The 19,797-nt window shown below is 37.1% G+C and carries 18 protein-coding genes and 1 pseudogene; 4 read left to right on the forward strand and 15 right to left on the reverse strand.

Features of this window, described 5'->3' with window-relative positions; translation table 11 throughout:
- Positions 1–5: 5 nt before the first annotated feature.
- The 4 genes from B5488_RS03040 to B5488_RS03060 all read right to left on the reverse strand — a co-directional run bounded on the left by B5488_RS03040 (position 6) and on the right by B5488_RS03060 (position 4,455).
- Positions 6–848 carry a hypothetical protein gene (locus B5488_RS03040; protein WP_079733929.1) on the reverse strand — a complete coding sequence of 281 codons (843 nt, stop codon included), beginning with the start codon at positions 846–848 and terminating at the stop codon, positions 6–8.
- 2 nt (positions 849–850) lie between these two features.
- Positions 851–1,408 (reverse strand): conjugal transfer protein, encoded by a 558-nt coding sequence (locus B5488_RS03045; RefSeq protein ID WP_456114825.1) that lies wholly within the window; start codon positions 1,406–1,408, stop codon positions 851–853.
- An 86-nt stretch (positions 1,409–1,494) separates the two neighbouring features.
- The gene (locus B5488_RS03050) at positions 1,495–3,894 is read right to left on the reverse strand and encodes a TraG family conjugative transposon ATPase (RefSeq protein ID WP_079733931.1); all 2,400 of its coding nucleotides are present in this window, start codon (positions 3,892–3,894) and stop codon (positions 1,495–1,497) included.
- A 273-nt stretch (positions 3,895–4,167) separates the two neighbouring features.
- Positions 4,168–4,455 carry a hypothetical protein gene (locus B5488_RS03060; RefSeq protein WP_040506484.1) on the reverse strand — a complete coding sequence of 96 codons (288 nt, stop codon included), beginning with the start codon at positions 4,453–4,455 and terminating at the stop codon, positions 4,168–4,170.
- A gap of 189 nt (positions 4,456–4,644) precedes the next feature.
- Here B5488_RS03060 and B5488_RS18130 point away from each other — a divergent pair, with 189 nt between their 5' ends.
- The 4 genes and pseudogenes from B5488_RS18130 to B5488_RS03080 all read left to right on the forward strand — a co-directional run.
- Positions 4,645–4,944 carry an N-acetylmuramoyl-L-alanine amidase family protein gene (locus tag B5488_RS18130; RefSeq protein WP_317041962.1) on the forward strand — a complete coding sequence of 100 codons (300 nt, stop codon included), beginning with the start codon at positions 4,645–4,647 and terminating at the stop codon, positions 4,942–4,944.
- A 141-nt stretch (positions 4,945–5,085) separates the two neighbouring features.
- Entirely contained in the window at positions 5,086–6,639 is a 1,554-nt protein-coding gene (gene istA / locus B5488_RS03070; RefSeq protein WP_079733933.1) for an IS21 family transposase, read from the forward strand.
- An 18-nt stretch (positions 6,640–6,657) separates the two neighbouring features.
- Positions 6,658–7,392, forward strand: a complete 735-nt coding sequence (gene istB / locus B5488_RS03075; RefSeq protein WP_079733934.1) for an IS21-like element helper ATPase IstB — start codon at positions 6,658–6,660, stop codon at positions 7,390–7,392.
- A 91-nt stretch (positions 7,393–7,483) separates the two neighbouring features.
- A pseudogene (locus tag B5488_RS03080) lies at positions 7,484–7,888 on the forward strand (N-acetylmuramoyl-L-alanine amidase family protein); the annotation flags it as partial.
- A gap of 107 nt (positions 7,889–7,995) precedes the next feature.
- Here B5488_RS03080 and B5488_RS03085 read toward each other — a convergent pair.
- The 11 genes from B5488_RS03085 to B5488_RS03135 all read right to left on the reverse strand — a co-directional run bounded on the left by B5488_RS03085 (position 7,996) and on the right by B5488_RS03135 (position 19,796).
- On the reverse strand, positions 7,996–8,361 hold the full coding sequence (locus tag B5488_RS03085) for a hypothetical protein (RefSeq protein WP_172839995.1): 366 nt from the start codon (positions 8,359–8,361) through the stop codon (positions 7,996–7,998).
- Between the two features lie 83 nt (positions 8,362–8,444).
- Positions 8,445–10,085 carry an IS66 family transposase gene (tnpC, locus tag B5488_RS03090; RefSeq protein WP_079733450.1) on the reverse strand — a complete coding sequence of 547 codons (1,641 nt, stop codon included), beginning with the start codon at positions 10,083–10,085 and terminating at the stop codon, positions 8,445–8,447.
- 38 nt (positions 10,086–10,123) lie between these two features.
- Positions 10,124–10,498, reverse strand: coding sequence for an IS66 family insertion sequence element accessory protein TnpB (gene tnpB, locus B5488_RS03095; protein WP_079733451.1), 375 nt, complete (start codon positions 10,496–10,498; stop codon positions 10,124–10,126).
- Between the two features lie 3 nt (positions 10,499–10,501).
- Positions 10,502–10,786 (reverse strand): IS66 family insertion sequence element accessory protein TnpA, encoded by a 285-nt coding sequence (gene tnpA, locus B5488_RS03100; protein ID WP_079733452.1) that lies wholly within the window; start codon positions 10,784–10,786, stop codon positions 10,502–10,504.
- A complete protein-coding gene (locus B5488_RS03105) occupies positions 10,779–13,145 on the reverse strand; it encodes a hypothetical protein (protein WP_079733936.1) in 2,367 nt (788 codons plus the stop codon). The genes tnpA and B5488_RS03105 overlap by 8 nt, the downstream gene beginning before the upstream one ends.
- A gap of 86 nt (positions 13,146–13,231) precedes the next feature.
- A complete protein-coding gene (locus B5488_RS03110) occupies positions 13,232–14,470 on the reverse strand; it encodes an IS256 family transposase (protein ID WP_079733433.1) in 1,239 nt (412 codons plus the stop codon).
- Between the two features lie 60 nt (positions 14,471–14,530).
- Positions 14,531–16,168 carry a hypothetical protein gene (locus tag B5488_RS03115; RefSeq protein ID WP_079733937.1) on the reverse strand — a complete coding sequence of 546 codons (1,638 nt, stop codon included), beginning with the start codon at positions 16,166–16,168 and terminating at the stop codon, positions 14,531–14,533.
- Positions 16,152–16,340: a hypothetical protein gene (locus tag B5488_RS03120; protein WP_079733938.1), complete on the reverse strand. Its 189-nt coding sequence runs from the start codon at positions 16,338–16,340 to the stop codon at positions 16,152–16,154. The genes B5488_RS03115 and B5488_RS03120 overlap by 17 nt, the downstream gene beginning before the upstream one ends.
- Before the next feature lie 5 nt (positions 16,341–16,345).
- Entirely contained in the window at positions 16,346–16,801 is a 456-nt protein-coding gene (locus B5488_RS03125) for a hypothetical protein (RefSeq protein ID WP_079736511.1), read from the reverse strand.
- Between the two features lie 4 nt (positions 16,802–16,805).
- Positions 16,806–18,806, reverse strand: coding sequence for a site-specific DNA-methyltransferase (locus tag B5488_RS03130; RefSeq protein ID WP_146128791.1), 2,001 nt, complete (start codon positions 18,804–18,806; stop codon positions 16,806–16,808).
- A 6-nt stretch (positions 18,807–18,812) separates the two neighbouring features.
- A complete protein-coding gene (locus B5488_RS03135) occupies positions 18,813–19,796 on the reverse strand; it encodes a PDDEXK nuclease domain-containing protein (protein ID WP_079733939.1) in 984 nt (327 codons plus the stop codon).
- Between the last annotated feature and the right edge of the window lies 1 nt (position 19,797).

The following is a 19,797-nucleotide window of genomic DNA, read 5'->3' on the forward strand; positions in this document are numbered from 1 at the left end:
TTAGATTAGCTAGTAAACAGTCTAAGCGTGAAGGACGTGGCACGCCTGTATAATTTGAATTTCAGAAAAACTATAAAACCAACAGATCCAAGCTGTACCACAGGAGCAAAAAAGCCTTGGCCTACATCTGTTCCGAAAAGATTTGTCCAAAAATTAGTATTAAGCTCGGTATAGATTGCATTGATAAATATATTGACCAAAAAGAAGGCAGGCACGAGCATATAAACCGCAGCGTATAACTTGAAAAATGAGTAGGCCAGGGAGCGGAATTTTTCAAATACCGCTAAGCTAATGACCAATGGGAAAAAGGCCTGCATTATGCCCAATAGAAAGTAACGTTCTGCAAGAAATAGCGGATAAATAAACAAATCCAGAATCCAAAGGAAGAGACTAATAATAAAAGCGAAAATTTTGAAGCCATATAGTGGCGTTACCAGAGCTTCATAAAGTAGGGTCATTGCATTTTTCGCAGCGTCCATAAGATTAACATCTTCCTCAATGGGAATATCCTGCATCTGTAAAGGCAATAAGGCAGGTGCAGTTCCGCGATATTGCCCTTCTATGGAAACAAGGATGCTATCAAAGAATCCTAATACTTGTGTTGAAAAAATAACCAATATCACTACTGCAAAATTTTTGGCCAATTCCCCCGGGCTCAGTCCCCAAGTGTAACCGTCCTTATCCGCAATACCTTCATTGTATTTCTTTAGGATATTGATCAGGAAAAACAGGACAGCAAGCGTTTTCATTCCTGCAATGGTGTATTGCGAGAAACTACTATTCTGTATAGTCTGGAAAATAGTATCAATATATTCCAGCCCTATCCCTAAAATGATAGTTGCGGCCATTTCTAATATTCGGTTTCGCGGTTATTTACTTTGTCTTGCATTTTTCTGAAGGAAATAATATCCTCGTAACGTTTGGTTTTTGTCTTGATGTTCGAGACCATTTCTCTAGATTCCAGTTCTTTTTCTTTTAAAATTTCTGCACGTTCCGCATCACTCATTTTTAGGTAATCATTCGATAGAATTTCATCGATGAAATCCATTGTGTCCAGGGAATTTTCTATAATGGCACTAAACGATTCCGATACCCTTGCCACTTCATCAGGTTTGATGTAAGGACTGTCAAGAATATCTCTCAAATCACTTTGCATCACTTGGATGAGGCGTTGGTTGTTCCGTCCAATTTCACGAACAGCTTTTAATTGTCTAACCACATCGTTGACCTTTTCAATGTTTTCTTTTTGTGTCTTTAAGAACATTACTGTCTTGATTATGTTTGCGGTCTGCTTACCTGATTCTATAAGTTGTTTTACCAAACTGATAAAATTGGTGTTGTCATAAGTGGGCATTCCTTGGCACGCAGCGCGTGCAGGCAATAACAAAGCGATGGCCATTGCTATCATTAATGTTTTGATTTTTGCTTTACTCAAAGCTTGCCTGTTGCTTGAGTGTTCGTGAATTTTCTTCGAAAATTTCATAATGTTTATATTTAAGAGTTTATATAGATTTTGATAGCTTCTTCCATTGAGCCAGTCTTTTCATAAATCGCCATTATGGCTTCGTTTTCCTGTCCATCGGTCAGGTAAGCTGCATATACTTCTTTCGGCACTTCGAGCCTAAAAATGTTGCTTTCCTTTCCAATCTTGATGAACATTTCGGTGTACTTCCGTGGACCGGAAAAGTTGTTCTTGATGGACTTTAATTGGTTCAGATCGTGGCTCGAAAGGTTGAGTCTTTTAACTAGTTCATCATAGCCTTTTTCATTATTGAGGCTGTAGATAACTTGCGTGTTTTCCAGAATACTTGCTGAAGTCGAATTATTCGGAAGCTGATTAATGGACTGTAGTATAATGCCAATCGCACCATTCTGTTTACGGATGGCTTGATAATAGAATTCCACACTTTCCAGTACGTTTTCAAACTTCAGTTGCTTGGCAAACTCATCAAATAGAATGATGCCTTTTTCCGCACGATTCTTCCAAATGGTTCGTTGGATTGCCGACTTAATCAGCTTCAACATTACGGATAGGATTTCCTTATTATCCTTTACTTCATCCAATTCAAAAACTATCAATCGTTTGTCCTCAATTTTATAGGTCTGGTCTTCACCTAACTCAAATAGGAAACTATATAGACCATCGCCGACGTACTCGGACATTACATGCAAGAAGCTTGTGACATTGAAATAGTCGGGATGGATTTTAAGGGTGTCTAGAAGGACTTCCTGATTCCTTTCTATAAAGACGTAGAAACCTTCTAAAGAATGATTTTCGGAAGTGCTATCGTAATAATGACGCAGTATTTTCTTGACGGAAACAGATTGTGCCTTGGTTATTTTTAAATCTGAAGCGAATAATTCAAACAGGAAAACAGATAAATCTTCAAGGCGTTCTGGTGTCAAATCATTTTGATTGCTGATGTAAAATGGATTGATACCCAAATTCTTTCCACTCTCGTAACGCAATACTGTGTATTGTTCAGGATATAGTTTAGCAAATTTTGTGTAGGATCCTCCAAGATCTATAATAACCAGGCGAACACCACTTTCAAAGTATTGACGTAGAATATTATTGGCTAGAAAGGATTTGCCCTCGCCTGTAGGGGCGAAGATGGCAAAATTGCGTGCTTTAATTCGTTTTTTACGCTCATCCCAGACATCTTTGAGAACTGGAATATTATGTTCACGATCATTGAAGATGATTCCGGTAGCATCTGATTTGTAATTGGTGTTGTTGATGAACAAGCACAATGCGTGCTTTAAATCGGTAACGTATAAATCATTATTGGAGAAGTTGGACGAAAAACAGCAATAACTGTTAAGTATATAATTCTTCCGCTCCTCCCCTCTCGGATAATATGGGATGATATCCAGTTCCTTGAATTCAGTTTTAATCTTTGAGGTAATTTTATCCAACTCTTTAGCATCCTTTGACCAATAAATAATATTGAGATGACCACGGATGATCCGTGCATTATCATCGGCATTGATTTGGTCTAGAATATGTTGAATTTTTCCAAGTACCACTTTGTTCTGTGAACCGAAATTGGAACTTTTGTTAAGTTCCTCTATTTTCTTATCGAGCAACTTGCGCCACTTATGTTTATCATCCAAGTACAGGATCTGATTTACAATGTGGTTCTCATTAAGGGTAAGCCCTAGACCATCAATAAACCCTTGATGAAATACAAAATCGTCAGAAGTGAATTTCTCATTGGTCTTGCTACTCTGTACACTTTCGCCAAAGCACAGTTCGCTATTGATGGCAAGGGCATCAAAATGGTTTTCGCCAATATTGACGCTTTTCTTATCTAGTAAAATATCAGTATCGAAACCCTCATTGAAGCCATTGAAATAGGTCTCCGTGAGACCGACAATTTCTTTTTCATTTAATGGTTTGAGAGACACTCTCCGGCTATTGTTGATAAAAGAAACTGCATCGCTTACCGAGTTGGCGAAGCTCTTTATGTTCTCATCCAGTTCTTGTACAATTCCCTTAGAAACCTTTCTGAAAGGATTGACATATTTTGAATTGTTGAGTGCTTTGTTCTTGGTCAAAATGAAGAACAAATAACACTTATGTTCGATATGCCCACGACCTTTAAAATGCTCGTGTGTGGCTTTTTCCAAAAAAGTCTTATTCGGAAGCTTTTCTGAAGAATAGGACTTTTTAAGGTAGATATCCTGTTTGTGAACCACAGTCCCAACAGGCAAGGACTTCAAAGCCTGGCACCAAGCACCGTGAATGTCCTCAAAGTCCTTTTCAGAGAGGGAATAGATTTCTGGCAGATTCCCTTCATAGCATAAAACCACGTTGCCATTATTGGCAAATACGATATTGTCCTGAATATCCGCAATGGGTTGATATGCTGAAAGGTTAATCTTGTTCATAATCAAAGCTTGAATTTCTTTTATTACTAATTATGGTTGGAAAAGCCTTCTTCATTTGAAAGACTTGTGGTGTGTTATTTATTCTGGTCAAAACAATGTATAATGCAGCATTGATTATGAAGAGTCCTATAATTATCCCAAAGCTGAATGAAAAGATGATAACCAAAAGCGAAGCGAGTATGGTGACCATCATTAATGCAAACAGTGAAATAGACAGTCCAAAGATGACCGCTTGTTTTCTGATATTTTTATAGACCTCGAACGTTTTCATCGCTATACTACAATTCCGATTAGATATGTAAATATTCCTACGACAGCCCCTGCGATAAGGACGAAGACGAGCACCCGGGTAATCCCTTTTTTGAGGTCTGCATTTTCCCCGAAGAAGTGTCCTGCGTTAAATAGGAAGCCAACCAAAAAAATTGCGCCCAGAAGAAAAGGAAATATTCTCCTGATGGTATCAGAGATTTCATTGACACTATTCTCGATCCCACCAATTTGTGCAAAAAGAGAAGTCGAGAGCAATGAAAGAAAAATTGCCAAATAGAGTGATTTTTTCATAACGGAAAAGTTTAGATTTTTGATTCATTTTCGTTCTTTTAAATTTACATATATTTGATTATAAATAACTGATAATCAAATATTTGTGTATAAAATATTATTTGATTTAGTTTGAATTCCGTTGCCATTATTTGACATCAAATTCTATGGATTTTGGAAGGTAGGTTGTTGATAACCCGAAAAGTGAAAATGAAAAAAGTGCTCAAAAACGTCAGTTTTGTCTTTTTGCTTCTAAAAATGTGTTTCGTTTTTGGGCAGGAAATAGGCAGTCAGAAAATAATAATCATTGATCCCGGACACGGTGGAAAAGATTCTGGTGCGATTGGAATAAATGGAATTAAGGAGAAGGATTTCGTACTCGATATTGCTTTGGAAATTTTGAAGGTAAACGAACAGTCGGAAATACCATTGGAAATCTATTTAACGAGATATACTTGGGTATTCCGGGGTAAACTGTACAGGTCATTCCTGTCCAAAGTGAACACCTGATTCCTGAGCAAACTGTACACCTTATTCCTGGGTAAAGTGAACAGTTCATTCCTGCTCAAAGTGAACACCTGATTCCGGGGCAAACTGGACAGTTTTTAATGATGGTTTTAGGTTATATTATGTGATACAAATCAACATAGTATGGCCAATAAAACAATAGGATCAGTTATGATACGAGAAATCATCAGAATGAAAAACAATGGATTTTCCAATATCAGGATATCCAAAAGCCTTGGCAAATCAAGGACTACCGTAGTAAAATATCTTAGCGCTTTTGAGGAATCTGGTTTTGACCTCAAGGAACTTTTAAGCCTCTGCGACAATGATCTTTTTGAACTGTTTGAGCCTAATGACACCCTTACCCCCAATGATACCGCACATACCAATCTATACGCTTTCTTTCCCTACGTGGAGAAAGAGTTGAAACGCACTGGAGTCACACGATATATTCTTTGGGAAGAGTATAAGCAAAAACATCCGGAAGGAATTATGTACAGTCGGTTCTGTTACCACTACAGTAAATGGAATCAGAAGTCCGATGGATATATGCCCACTGTTTATAAAGCAGGGGATAAGCTGTTCATCGATTATGCGGGCAAAAAGCTTCATATCATTGACAGGGAAACAGGTGAAATAATACCGGTAGAAGTATTTGTGGGAACCTTGGGAGCCAGTCAATATACCTATGTAGAGGCTTCTTTCTCTCAGAAAATTCCAGATTTTATAAACAGTACCCAGAATTGCCTTCATTTTTTTGGAGGTGTTCCAGCCTGTATTGTTCCGGACAATCTGAAATCAGCCGTGACAAAATCAAACAAATATGAGCCTTTTATAAATGAGCAGTTTGCAGGCTTTGCCTCCCATTATGACACCGCTATTATGCCCGCCCGTCCTGTAAAACCAAAAGATAAATCTTTGGTAGAGGGCGCTGTAAATATAACCTACACCCGCATTTATGCAGCCCTTCGAAACGAGGAATTTTATAGTCTTAATGCCCTGAACGCCGCAATCAAAAAACTTCTGGTCTCCTATAACAATGCTCCTTTTCAAAAGAAGAAGCTCAGCCGTTCAGAGCTGTTTCTGGAAATAGAAAAACAAGAGCTTAAACCGCTGCCAATTGAGCGGTATGAGCTCAGGGAATATAAGACAGCGACGGTACAGAAGAACTGCCATATTTATTATTCTGGCGACAAAAATTATTACAGCGCGCCCCATGCTCTAATTGGGAAAAAAGTAAAGGTGATCCTAACCCAGAACACGGTCGAAATATATCATGCGCGTGCTCGTGTTGCCCTGCACCTGCGCAGTAGAAAACCTTATGCTTATACCACTCTAAAAGGGCACATGCCAGTAAGCCACACCTATAATACAAATTGGAGCCCTGAATATTTTATCAACTGGGCCCACGGCATCGGCCCCTCGGCGAAGGAGTGTATTGAAAAAATACTTCAAAGAAAACAATATCCCGAACAAAACTACAAGAGCTGTGTGGGCATCTTAACCCTGGCCACCAAAACCAGCAAGGAGCGTCTCAACAATGCCTGTACCAGAGCTTTGGTATATGACGCCGTAGGCTACAACCAGATTAAAAATATCCTGGAGAAAGGGCTTGACAAGCAGATAACACTGCTGGATTACATAGAGGTCACACCCATAAAGCACGAGAACATCAGAGGATCAAAATACTATGCTTAAACCTATAAATACAAAACAATGAACACAAATGCTACTATTGAAAAGATGCAGAAAATGCGTCTAAACGGAATGAAACGAGCCTATGAATCTTCTTTTGAGACCAGGAACCAGGACACCTTCACCAACGATGAATTCATTGCCTGGCTTATCGAATCGGAAGATACCCAGCGCAACAACAACAGGACGGACCGCCTACTGAAAAACGCCCGCTTCCATTACCAGGCGTCCATTGAGGAGATCAATTACACCCCCGACAGGGATCTTGACCGTAACCTGCTCACCCGGCTTTCAGACTGTTCTTTCATCGACCGTCATGAAAATATGATCATCACCGGTTGTACCGGAACAGGAAAATCCTTTTTGGCAACGGCACTTGGCTACCAGGGCTGTATCAAAGGATATAAGGTGCTCTACTATAATCTGGGAAAGCTCTTTAACAAATTGACAATGGCCAAAGCTGATGGAACTTATATGAAAGAACTCACTAAAATAGAAAATCACGACCTTTTAATTATAGATGATTTTGGCCTACAGGCCATCAACAATGAAAAACAGCTTATACTGATGGATCTGATCGAAGACCGCAACCAAAGAAAATCCACTATCTTCTGTTCACAGCTACCGGTAAAAAATTGGTATGACCTGATAGAGGAAAAAACAATTGCTGATGCCATTTTAGATCGAATTATACACTCAGCAATTAGGTTCGAACTCAAAGGAGAATCTATGAGAAAGAAAATGAAAAACAACTAAAAATTTTTGTCTAATTTTATTACCAAGAAACCATCAAAAAATGACTGTACAGTTTAGGCAGGAATAGGGTGTCCAGTTTCGCCGGAATATTCAATATACTGATACGCTCATTTCGCTATCGGATAGAACTAAGCTTGTCAAAGTTCTAAATGCAGATGTATTTATTTCGTTGCATTGCAATCATTCCGACAATCCAAATGCTAGAGGGATTGAAGTGTATGTGGCCAACGGGAAATCTAAATATTTTGAAGAAAGTACTTGGCTCGCTTATCAATTGCAAGCTGAGTTTAAAGATAGATTAGGTTTTGAGAGTAGGGGCGTGAAGTTTGCGAATTTTCAGGTGTTACGAGAAACTCAAGATTATTTTCCAGCTGTGCTTTTGGAATTGGGTTTTTTGAGTAATTGGGATGAATCTTGCTATTTTTTAAAAACTGATAATATCAAAGCTACTGCATTAGCCATTTTAATGGGATTGTATAACTATTTCAATATTTAATTATGAAAAATTTTTTTGATGAATTAGTCAGGAGTTTGAAAGAGCTGCTTGGTATTTTATGTACTATGATAGTTTTATGGTTTAAGAAGACAAAAAATAAATAAATATTATCTTCTATCTGGCCTAGTAAAATTCATCATTCTTTCTGATTCAGCACTATTATACTCAGATTGTATTCTTTTCTTTAAAAAATTTTTAATGGGTATAAAACTTAATTGATCAGGGGAGGCATTCAAAATATTAAGTACCTTCTCCCATCGTTTAGCGTGTAATTCGCCCCAAATCACATCTCCCATCTGCACTCCAGGATTACCAACCCAATCTATTGTCTTGAAAAATTCAACGTCATTATTTATACTTAAAAAATATAAAAATAGCTCATCGTGTTTTATTTGTACATTCGTTCTAATAGTATCGAAAATCACTTCAATATAGGTTCGATTTGTATGATTTTTTTTAATTATATCTTTCAAGAAGATAAAGGCAGTCTTTAACGTATCCATTCGGCTAAGTACCCCTTATAAAACTTGAATAATTTTGTAAGCAGTTCTTTTGCCTATTTATTCAGCTGTAATTTTTTGTAATTCTGGGGATAGAGATTCTTAATATCCTTATACTTGATGATCATGATATTCTCTAAGGTATATTTTAACCACTGGTAAGGATTTACCTCATGTTTTTTGCAGATGGCAAAAAAGGAATAGATTGCTGCGGCTCTTTGCGCAGCCTGATGGGACCCGGCAAATAGGTAGTTTTTTCTACCGATTGCAATGGTTCGGATTTTATTCTCTATTAAATTATTGTCAATACGTAAATTGCCGTCATAGAGGTATGCACACAACGCATCCCACCTGGAGACGCTATAGGCAAGGGCTTTTCCTATCAGACTTTTGGGCAGGGTGCGGGCAAGCTGCTGGGTCATCCATTTCCCCAATTCATTGATCACCGGTAGTGCCTTTTTCAGCCTAAGCTCCTTGGTGTCTTCAGGGCCCAGCTTAGCTTCTTTGATTTCTCTTTCAATGGCATATAAACATTGTATCTGCCTTAAGGCATGTTTTGCCCTTTGCGGATCATTATCCAAGGATTTTTCATAATAACGTCTGGCATGAGCCCAGCATCCTAGATGGGTTACCCCTTCCTTTTTAGCATATTCATCATACACTACATAACCATCTGTCTGAAGATAGCCTTTAAAGTCTTTCAGCATATGGACAGGTGCCTTTTGCCCACGGGTAGGCTGGTAGTCAAAGACTACATTTCCATCGATCGGGCTATGGTATACCCAATAGTAACCCAGATGGGTTTTTCCTTTTTTTCCCTCATCCTGGACTTTTATTGTCGTCTCGTCTACTTGCAAGTAGCCTTGGGATTTTACATCTGCTATTAATTCTTCAAAGAGAGGAACAATCCGGTCGAGCCCTTTGGCACACCAGCCATTGATAGTAGAAGGAGCAATGGGTATCTTTTCCCTTTTAAAACGCTGAAGCTGCCGGTAAAGTGGTAAATGGTCACAGAATTTATCGACCAATATGGAAGTTACAAGTCCGGCCCCGGCAATACCTTTATCGATCACCCGCTCCGGTAGTTCCCCAATGACCACACCTTCGCCAGACTTGTGGGCATATTTATACCGAATATACCTGCGGATAAAAAACCGTGCAGGTTCGCAGTCCAGTTCATCGGTAACTTCCTGACCGATACATTTCCTTCCGGAGATATCCTCCTGGGGATAGATCTTCACTTCTTCTACCGGGAGATGGTCTGGTAATGGCTGGCGGCCTTTATGATTGGTATTTTTCTTCTTGCGCTGGTAGGTAATCTTCTCAGTAAAGGCTTCTTCCCGGTTTTGAAGTTCTTGGGTATTGGGCTCAAAAGGCAGGGTCAACTGATCCTTATCCTCAAAACGCTCGCGTTTCTGACCAAACTGCATCCTTCGAAACATATCCAGCTGGCTTTCCAGATAAGCTACTTTTTCTTCAAGAACCCCAGATTTGCTTAAATATTTACGAAGTTGCTCATCGCCCCGGGCAAGTTCCTTGTCTGCTTGTTTTAAATCTTTCTCCTGTTGCTTTAATTCTTGCTGAAATTTTTGAAGCTCTTTTTTATGGGAAGCGATCGCTTTGGAATGCTCTTGGGACTGCTCTTTTATAAGGGCCAACAATTGTTGTTTTGAGAAGGATTCAAGGGCTTTTTCCATACTATAAAAGTACGGTTTTTTAGCCTTTAAAGCAACAATTATTTTACATTTTTATCAGCAAAAACAAGGGGTTTGGGAGGGTTGTACCTGGAAAGGTGACGCAGTTTTTCTGCTTTAATCCCTTCAATCATCATCACCAGTTGGCCCCAACTCACACCTCCTGATCGCAGGCCTTTGGGCAGGGAGAACGTACCCTTTTCCAGGCGCTTATAATAAATGACAAAACCCCCGGATTCCCAGTGCAGGAGTTTGATGTGGGTGGCCCGGCGGTTGATAAAAATAAACACATCTCCACTAATAGGATCTTTTCCCATCTTACCGGTTACCAATCCCGATAGGCCGTGGAATCCTTTGCGCATATCACAAGCTCCCTTATAGAGATAATACCGGTGGGAAGAACTTAAACTGAACATAAGCTACAGGTTGATCAGTGCAGATAATTGACCCAAACCAATACCGGAAACCTCTAATTGCACGCCATTAGGATACCTAAGGCGGTACTGAGATTGGAAAAAATCTGCTTTATCAGGAGATAATTTTACAAAACCGTCAAAAGCTTCCTCTTTTGTGTTTTTCCATTTTTTTAACCAGTAAAAAAACTTACTGGGGGCTATCCCATGGTTACGGCAGAAAGTTTTCTTACTTAAACCACTAATTTCCCATTCCTTGATTATTTCAAACATACTGGCTTGCTTATCCATTTATTTTTTGTGGCAAGCTAGAATTTATCTGAAGTTTACAAAAGATGTACTTAGCCGTTTGGATACTCTTTAACTGTTTTCCATCTAAATCATTAAAGATTATGGAGACAGAGTGACCACCTAGTCCAAAGTAAACATCCTTATTCGTTAGAAAGTCAATTACTCTTTCTATTTCGTCCATTCTTTCCGGATAATCCCATATAAATGAAAGATTAAGGTCTTTGTTATCTCTATGTACATCATACTCTGAATAAAAATATGAGAAAAAGTCGAATAAGAACTCCTTATGGGTTGCGTAGATATTGGCGAATCCTTTCATTTGATAATCAAAAGAAACTGATGATTTTGATAGTTCAAATTGTTGTAAATAGGATTCTTTAATTAAATTATAATCATTCTCAAATAACACTAGTGCATCTTTAAAAGGATATTCGGATAATCTGATTTCTTGTGAATCCGTCTTAATTTTATTATGAACTATACTCATAATTTCCTTAACCGCATTTCTATTCTTTTTCGAAAACTTAACATACTGGTCAATATAAAGATAAACGAAACCACTTAGTGAATGAATAGTATTAATAAGCCTTTCAAAATATGCGTCATTCACAAATTCATTAGGTAATCGGTTAAAAAATTCAAGTTTCCAATTGATAGATTTTTCGTTATCCCAATTATATAATATTTCCCATAATTTTAATGCATATTCTTCAGAGTGGTTAACAATCGTAGAAATAGTTTTATGCAAGTACCGAATGTCATAATTTTTATTCAAATAGGACTCTAAAAAGTTTAGCCCAAGTTCAGGGTGCTGAACAAAATTTTCAGAAAGCACCACTTCAATTGAATTTTCGATTTGAGAGTGTGTATTATCCTTTACACTCTGAAAATTATCAATAGTTTTTAAAAAAACATCAAACTCTTTTTTAGAATTACACTTGAAATTTTCCTTCAAATCATCGCTTTTTATTTTTTCATATTCTTGCCAATTATCAAATTCATATTCTTCCTTATCTCTAAATCTATTCCAGTCCAGCTTTTTATAATCGCGATATTCTTGGGTGTCATATATTGGTATCAATTCCAAATAGGTCATATTGGTTATTTTTTTCTCTCTTTTGAGGGATGCAATTAGCCTATTTGTCACATAAGTTTCTTTGAAAGAATTTGGAGAAAATTTCTCTTTTATGAATGGCACTAATAATGTTAAGTCGAAATCTAGAATCTCACAATTTCTTTCTCTAAAATCAGGTTTATATTTATTAATTGTTCTAATGACTTCATTTCTATAATTATCTACCAATGAAAATAATGTTTCCCATATAACAGTTCGTATTTTCTTTATTTCATCGGTTGCAGGTAGAGGGTAATCGTAGAAAGAAATTGTGTTTTTCCTTCCCCCGTGAGTCATATGATGGGAGTGTTTTAAAAAGCTATCAGCTATTGCAAAGAATGCGATGGAATAATGCACCTTTTTACCTTCAATATTATCTCTTATATGTTGAATAAAAAGTGCCTGTCTTTGGTAACCATACCTTTCATCAGGTTCATCAAAAAGTAGATTTTCTCTTATTCTACGAATGAACTCAGGAAGATGTTCTGGTTTCTTTCTTACGTATTCAAAACCTAATTGAATAGCTGGAATGAATGCTTCCGTTTGATGTCTAAAAAATCTAGATACATAGTCTATGGTTTCTTCTTTTTTATATACAAAATCGTTTGTTTCATAGTGTGTGTCATAATTTGGCTCTTCTGGCTCAATAATCGAACTAATTCTACTTAAAAAAAATGCTAATGTTTCGTCTGGCTTATAAAACCAAAACAAATCTAGAAAGTCTATTAACTTGTTTTCTTCTTTTTGCACCGAATCAATATATTTATCTAATGCAGGGTTAATTTTAGAAATTACATTTTCATAGCCGAAGGAATTATTAGCAGGGTATATAGCTTCTCTAAAGGAATATTTGTGAGTTTCAAAATAGTTAAACAATAGCTTTTCAAAAGGCAGCCAATTATCCCTAATAAATACGACATAGAAAAAGTAAGTTGCCATTACTTGTTCAGAAATGCGAATATGATTGTATTGAATTTCTACTAACTCTCTTTTATGTAACTCTTCAATAGCTTCATTAAAAACATAATAATCCATTTCGAAAATTGAGAGGAGTCTTTCTACAACTTCTTTATTTTCTCTATCTATGGTAAAGAAAAACGAAACTAAACCTAAAGCTTTAAGAAGGTCGGGCTTATCAAATAGGTTAAAATCCATTGAGAAACTTGTGAAATAAGTCTCGAATAAATCTGATACGTCGCCAAACAAGAATTTAGACTCTTTTTCAAGGGCAATACGAGCACCCATAATTGCTAATCTTGGATTACCGTTGGGAGTGTTAGCTCAACTCTGTCTGCTTCTTCTCCCGGGGGTACCCCCGGGAGAAGAAAATTTTAGTTTTTCGTTTCATTGGTGGCTAAGTCCAACTCTAGCCGACCTTCAAATTTAATAGCTAATTGTTGAACTACCAAACCCCAGTTCTGCAGTGGGGCGTTCCATTTCTTTTCAATTCTTCTGGTAGCTAGGTAAACCAGCTTCAATAGTGCCATATCATTGGTAAAAGCGCCTTTGGTCTTGGTTACTTTTCTTACCTGCCGGTGAAAAGCCTCTACGGCATTTGTGGTGTATATGAGTTTTCTAATGGGTGCGGTATATTCAAAATAAGCACTCAATCGGTCCCAGTTATCATTCCAGGAACGGATCACTATGGGATATCTTTTGCCCCATTTTTCTTCCAGATCCAGTAAAGCCGATTCAGCCTGGTCTTTGGTGTCAGCCTTGTACACCAGTTTAAGGTCTTTCATAAAATCTTTTTGATCCTTACTGGCCACATACTTCATACTATTGCGGATCTGGTGGACAATACATAGCTGAATATCAGTCTTGGGATAAACAGAATGAATGGCTTCACTAAAGCCCGTAAGATTATCCGTACAGGCAATCAGAATATCTTTTAAGCCACGGTTGTTTAATTGGGTCAGCACCTGAAGCCAAAAATTGGCCCCTTCACTTTCCGAGATATACATACCCAGCACTTCCTTTCTTCCAGCTTTATTTATTCCTAAAATATTATACAAGGCCTTGTGCTTTACTTTGCCTTCTTCGCGTACCTTGAAGTGCATCGCGTCGAGCCATAGGATGCAATATACCGGCTCCAAGGGGCGATCCTGCCATTCCTTAACCTTGGGAATCACCCGGTCCGTAATATCACTTAGAACGTGTGTGGATATCTTGGAATCATACATTTCCTCTATATGAGCTGAGATATCCCGCAGGCTATTGCCCATCCCGTACATGCCTATAATCTGCTTTTCTAAATTATCGGCCAGGATACGCTGGCGTTTCGCTACGATCTCCGGCTCAAAGGTACTGTTACGATCCTGGGGCGTGTTAATGGTGACGTCCCCTTGGCTGCTCTTTAGGGTCTTTTTGCCTTTGCCATTACGCTTATTACCTGCTTTTGAGCCTTTTTCTTCATCGGAAAGGTGCGAAGACATTTCTGCTTCCAGGGCCTCTTCCATAAACTCCCTAAGCATTGGAGCAAAAGCGCCGTTTTTGCCGGTTAGGGATTCTCCTGATAAAAATTGTTTTAATGCTTTTTCCTTTAATTCCTTAATCTCTTCTTGTGTCATAATCTAGTCTAAAAATTTTAATTTAATTTTCAAAGTCTAGACAGACTTGAGATTACACCCTCATTCTCCATTGTATTCATATTCTATTGTGATACCATTAAGTTCATCATCCTCTCCAATGGTAACAATTTTTATTTCCTGAAATGGTTCGTCAGGGTTCATATATTGATAAAACCCATTGATTTTTTCGGAAAAAGCACTAATGAAGTTATCAAGACCCTCCTTTTGTTTTTTAATGAATTCGTTATAAATAATCTCTATGGTTTTTCTTTGCTTTTCCAACTTTATGCGTTGTTTTTCAAAGTGTTTTATTTTTATAAAAGCATCTTTGGAGGCGGAGACATTAGAATAAACGACAGCTGAATTATCTTTTTCCTGAATTTTTTTAATTTCTTTTATTCTATCTATAATCACAGATTGAAAATCAAAATCTGATGCTTGAAATCCGACCATATCTTTATTAGGAATTTTATTTCCTGAGGTTACTTTTTCAACACTAGCTCTTTGGAATTTTTCAATTTTATCTTTTAAAGCAGTCGTTCCCGCATGAATTGCTTTATGATCTTCCTGCTTAATCAACTTTTCCAACAGTAAATTGTCCAGTCTTTTTATCCGCTCTACTGTTATGACTCCTATAGATTGTTTTGCCTTATCAAAAAACGCTTTTTTCTTTGAAGATTCTTCAATTTCCTTAATCCTAGCAGCGATTTCATTGCGCAAGTCTTCAATACTTTTGGGTTGAAGACAAAGTGGACAACTTTCTTCCTTATGGTATTTTTTCGCTAAAACAGTATCACCAGTTTTTAGTAGTTCTGCGAGAAAAGTTTGCATTATACTTTCAACATCTCCCGCTATTTTTTCAAATTCTTCATAATATTTTTCATACTCTGTATTTATGAATTCAATTTCTACTTTCAAAGTATCTGTAGCAGCTTTGACCTTTTCCAAAAAAGTCAGTTCTTCATTAAGCTTATTATTAGTCCCTTTCTTAAGAAGCTCCAGAAGAGAATCGATATCCTCAATTTCTTTCACCTCAATACCAGTTTTCAAAGGAGCTATTTTTTTATTTATAACTTCAATCAAATCTTCTTTCCGGCTAACTGCAGCTCCAATTTTTTCAATAAGCACCTCTTTTTGAGTGTTTATTTGAGCTTCAAAATTTTGATTTTTTATTTCAGTTTTTAGTGAACTGTAACTTTTTCTTAAAACATCCTTTTTTTTTGTAACCTCTGAATAACCGATGATATCAGATAAGTATTTGAGCTTGTCGCCTTTGGTATTATCAATAAAATCTCTGAGATATTGATATCGTAGAAGTAAGTTTTCCTTTGTGGAATCGTCAAGGTATTTTCCAAATTCTTCGGTTGTATTAGAAAACTCGGCGCCAAGTTTACCACGCTTAACGAATAAGGATTTAGTAGCGTTAAAAGCTTCTCCTTTAATATAAGAAACACTTACTTCAGATACATCTTCGTCAGTAAGTGTTGCATTCCTTAAAGCATCCTTTAAATCAATCTCACCACTTGAAAGATGGGAAACCCTGTTTGTGTAAAACCATTCCAACGCGTCAGAAATACTACTCTTCCCAGTTCCATTGTCACCATAAAGCAAAATAGATCTTCCATTTAAAGGTAGTTCTAAGCTATCTTTTGCTCCCCTAATTCCTTTAATACTAATATTTCTAATCTTTATCGACATCCGTTTCTCTTAATGTTTGTAATTCATTTTTGACGTTGGTATCTGATAACTTGTCATCTTTATATAACTTGTTCAACATCTTGGCGATTTCAGGATCAACGTTCTCGATTTTATCAATATTTTCGAAAAAATCGTCTAATATTTCTTTTCCTGATTTTACTTTTTCATCCATAGTTTTTACTTAAAATATTTCCAATCAATTTTAAAACTTGTAGTAAGCGTATTATTCAAAATTTCAAATCCTGTTTTATTATTACAAATGGGATAAACCCCATAATACTCAACAAAATTCAAAATAAAATAACTCTCTAAATCTTCAATTCTAAAATGCCATATATTTCGCAACATTTCGAAATTAATATAGGTAAACAAAAGTGGTTCAACTTTTCTATAACTCGATAATCCAACATTCTTAGACTTTCCATCGAAATGTCCAATCAATCTACTTCCTATGCTGTTAGTTCTTTTTTCGCTCATGCCGATATATAACAATTTTGAAGTCTCGAATGGATATCGAATATCGATAGATTGGCTGAAAATAAAGTAGAGTCCTGCGATACCATTTAAAGGTCTAATATTAGATGGTATAAATGGCTTAGGGCTGTCAAAATATATAGTTACTTCATTTGTCATACCATTAAAACGCATTAAATTTATCTCCCATATAATGCTTCAAATTCCATTTCTTCGTAGTGTCCAAAGCTCTTTCCAAAACAATTAACTTCAGATCTGTATGGTCCTGTAAATAACTAACCGTTTCATCTGCCAAACTTACGTCTAGGCATATCAAGGTCTGCTTGTCGCCGTCTGATGCCAAGAAGATTTCATTCTGCTTGAACTGTTCCTGTTTTTCTAAGGTGTAGTTGAGTTTAAAACCGTTTTTGATTAAAATTTCAGTAATGAGTTCTTCGCGGTTAAAGGCAGAAACGAGTTGGGCTTCTTTTTCGGTAATGTATTTTTTGAGTAACGCCACATTTTCTTCGTCAGATTTCTCGGGGTCGGGAGCGTATTCTACCCTTGGGAAATTGGACTTGACCAATTTAAACACTTTAAAGCCCAAGCCTTTCAATTGTTCTTTTTTCGTTTCTTCTTTGGTGAATAAATCTGGGGTTTCTTTCTTCTTTCCAGCAACGATGTTATCAATCACGCGTTTGTTTCGCTCAATGGTAATATCACTTATTTTTTTATAACCTGCTTTAAATGCTTCGCTTTTTTCATCTGTTGCTTCTGGAAGCTGAACCATAATGTATTTTCTATTACCGCCGTCTTCCTGATTAAGTTCAGCTATAGCCTGTCCGGCTGTCCCAGAACCTGAGAAAAAATCAAGAAAGATATCGTTACCCTCCAAAGTGTTCATTTGAAATAAGTATTTTATTAGATCAACAGGCTTAGGATAACCGTCAAAAATAAGTCCCATCTTATCTAATATACTTGAAGCTTTCTGAGGACCACCTAATCCGTTAAGGACCGTTATGACGTGACTTTGCTCAGATTTTCTGCCCTTTACGGCCTCTATTGCGCCCGTATTAGAAATTTCAAATTTGGTTTCTTGCCCTTTTGAATCTAATATCGGCTCACAATTATTTTCAATATATCTTTCTAACAATTCTTTAGAGCTCCAACCGCTTTCTACTATGACCTCATTCGTTAAATGTCCATTCTTAATAACCGCATTTTCTTTATAATGTGGCCAAGAATCTGTTCGTTTTTCGATAACTCCATCTTTAATCAAAGAAGGAAAACCAATAGGAATTTTCACTCCACTTATTGGGTTTTTAGGTCCATTTTTCACTATTGTATTCCTAATTTCCGAAAGAAACAACTTACTTCCTTCAGGAGTACTTGGATCTATAATTGGTGGTGCTGGAAATTTTTCCGCAATTTTTGCATATGTCAATATGTATTCGTGTACATTTTTGAATTTCGCCTGATTGTCAAAATTGCCATCAGTTCTCCAAGAGAATTGAGCCATAAAATTTTCTTCCCCAAAAACTTCATCGCATAATTTCCGTAGATGATGCATTTCATTATCATCAATCGATATAAAAATAACACCGTCTTCTTTTAATAACTGCCGTGCAATCAATAGACGACTGTACATCATATTTAACCAATTACTGTGAAAACGACCATCCGTTTCAGTGTTGGTATCCACTTTAAATCCCTCTTCTGTCATTTCAGCATCTTCCCAGTACTCTTTTCTATTTTGGTCAAAATTATCAGAATAGACAAAATCTTTTCCGGTATTATAGGGCGGGTCAATATAAATGCACTTCACCTGTTCCCGGTAACCGTTGCTCAGCAACTTAAGCACTTGCAAGTTTTCGCCTTCAATGATTAGGTTTTCACTGTTATTGGGATTTACGCTTCTTCCTTCATCATAAACAAGTGTGGCATTTGTAGGGGTAAAAGCTTCCCGCTTAGCCTTGCTTTTCCCGAACCAACGAAACTCATAGCGCTCGGTGTCGTTCACGCTTTCGGGGTCAATAACTTTTTTAAGTTCGTTCAGGTTAAGCTTTCCCTCATCGGTAAACAAGTCTGGCATCAATTGTTTTAACTGTTCCAGGCGTTCCTTGTTCCAGTCGTGCGACTGTACTTTTTCCAAAGGGTTTTCTATGGTTTCTTTCGTATTGCTCATAAACTATTATTCAAGGTCTTTTTCAATAAATTGTTGCAGTTCTTCCTCGCTTGGTAGGTACATTTGGTATTTTGAGGCAAAAAGGTTTTTCTTATCATTGAGCACCGAGTATTTTGCAACCACATTATCGGTGTCGGCACATAATAATATCCCAATCGTGGGATTGTCATTTTTAGATTTTTCGCGTTCATCAAACATACGCACATACATATCCAGCTGCCCAATATCCTGATGGCTCAGTTTTCCGCTCTTGATGTCAATGACCACAAAACACTTAAGATGGTAATTGTAAAATACCAAATCAATAAAGAAATCAGAGGTTTCGGTACGGACCAATTTTTGTTGTGCCACAAACGCAAAGCCTTTACCCAGTTCCAGTAGAAAGGTCTGTAAATGGGCAATAATTCCTTTTTCAATATCCTTTTCTTTGTGTGTTAAATTAGCAGGAAGGTCAAGAAACTCAAGTACATAAGGGTTTTTGATGAAATCGAGTTTGGATAATTCGTTAGTTTCCGAAGCAATTTCCTTATTGGATTGGTTGGATAAAATGCGTTGGTAATATTGACTGCTGATATTGCGATCCAGCTTTCGGGTGCTCCAATGTTGACTGATGGACTCCTTTAGATAAAATTGCTTCACAGTTTTATCTTCCACACGTATTAATAAACGATAATGTGACCAACTCAATTCGGGACGCACTGTGTCCCGAATTGGAAAGCTTAAATAAAACTGTCGAATTCTGCGAAGTTCGCGGGCGTCGAAACTTTTACCAAAATCATTGCTTAGGTTTTTGGCAAGTTCTTTTAATAAATAGGTTCCATATTCTGCTCTTTCACTACCCTTCTGTTCTTCCTCTACAATGCGTTTACCTATTTCCCAATACGCAAACACCATCGCCGAATTAACTGCGGTAGCGACTTTTTGACGAGCCTGTTCTAAAATATCCCTTATTTCCTGTAGAAGGGCGTTATGCTGTTTATTGGGTTTCATC

The sequence above is a fragment of the Salegentibacter salegens genome, assembly GCF_900142975.1.
GTDB lineage: Bacteria > Bacteroidota > Bacteroidia > Flavobacteriales > Flavobacteriaceae > Salegentibacter > Salegentibacter salegens.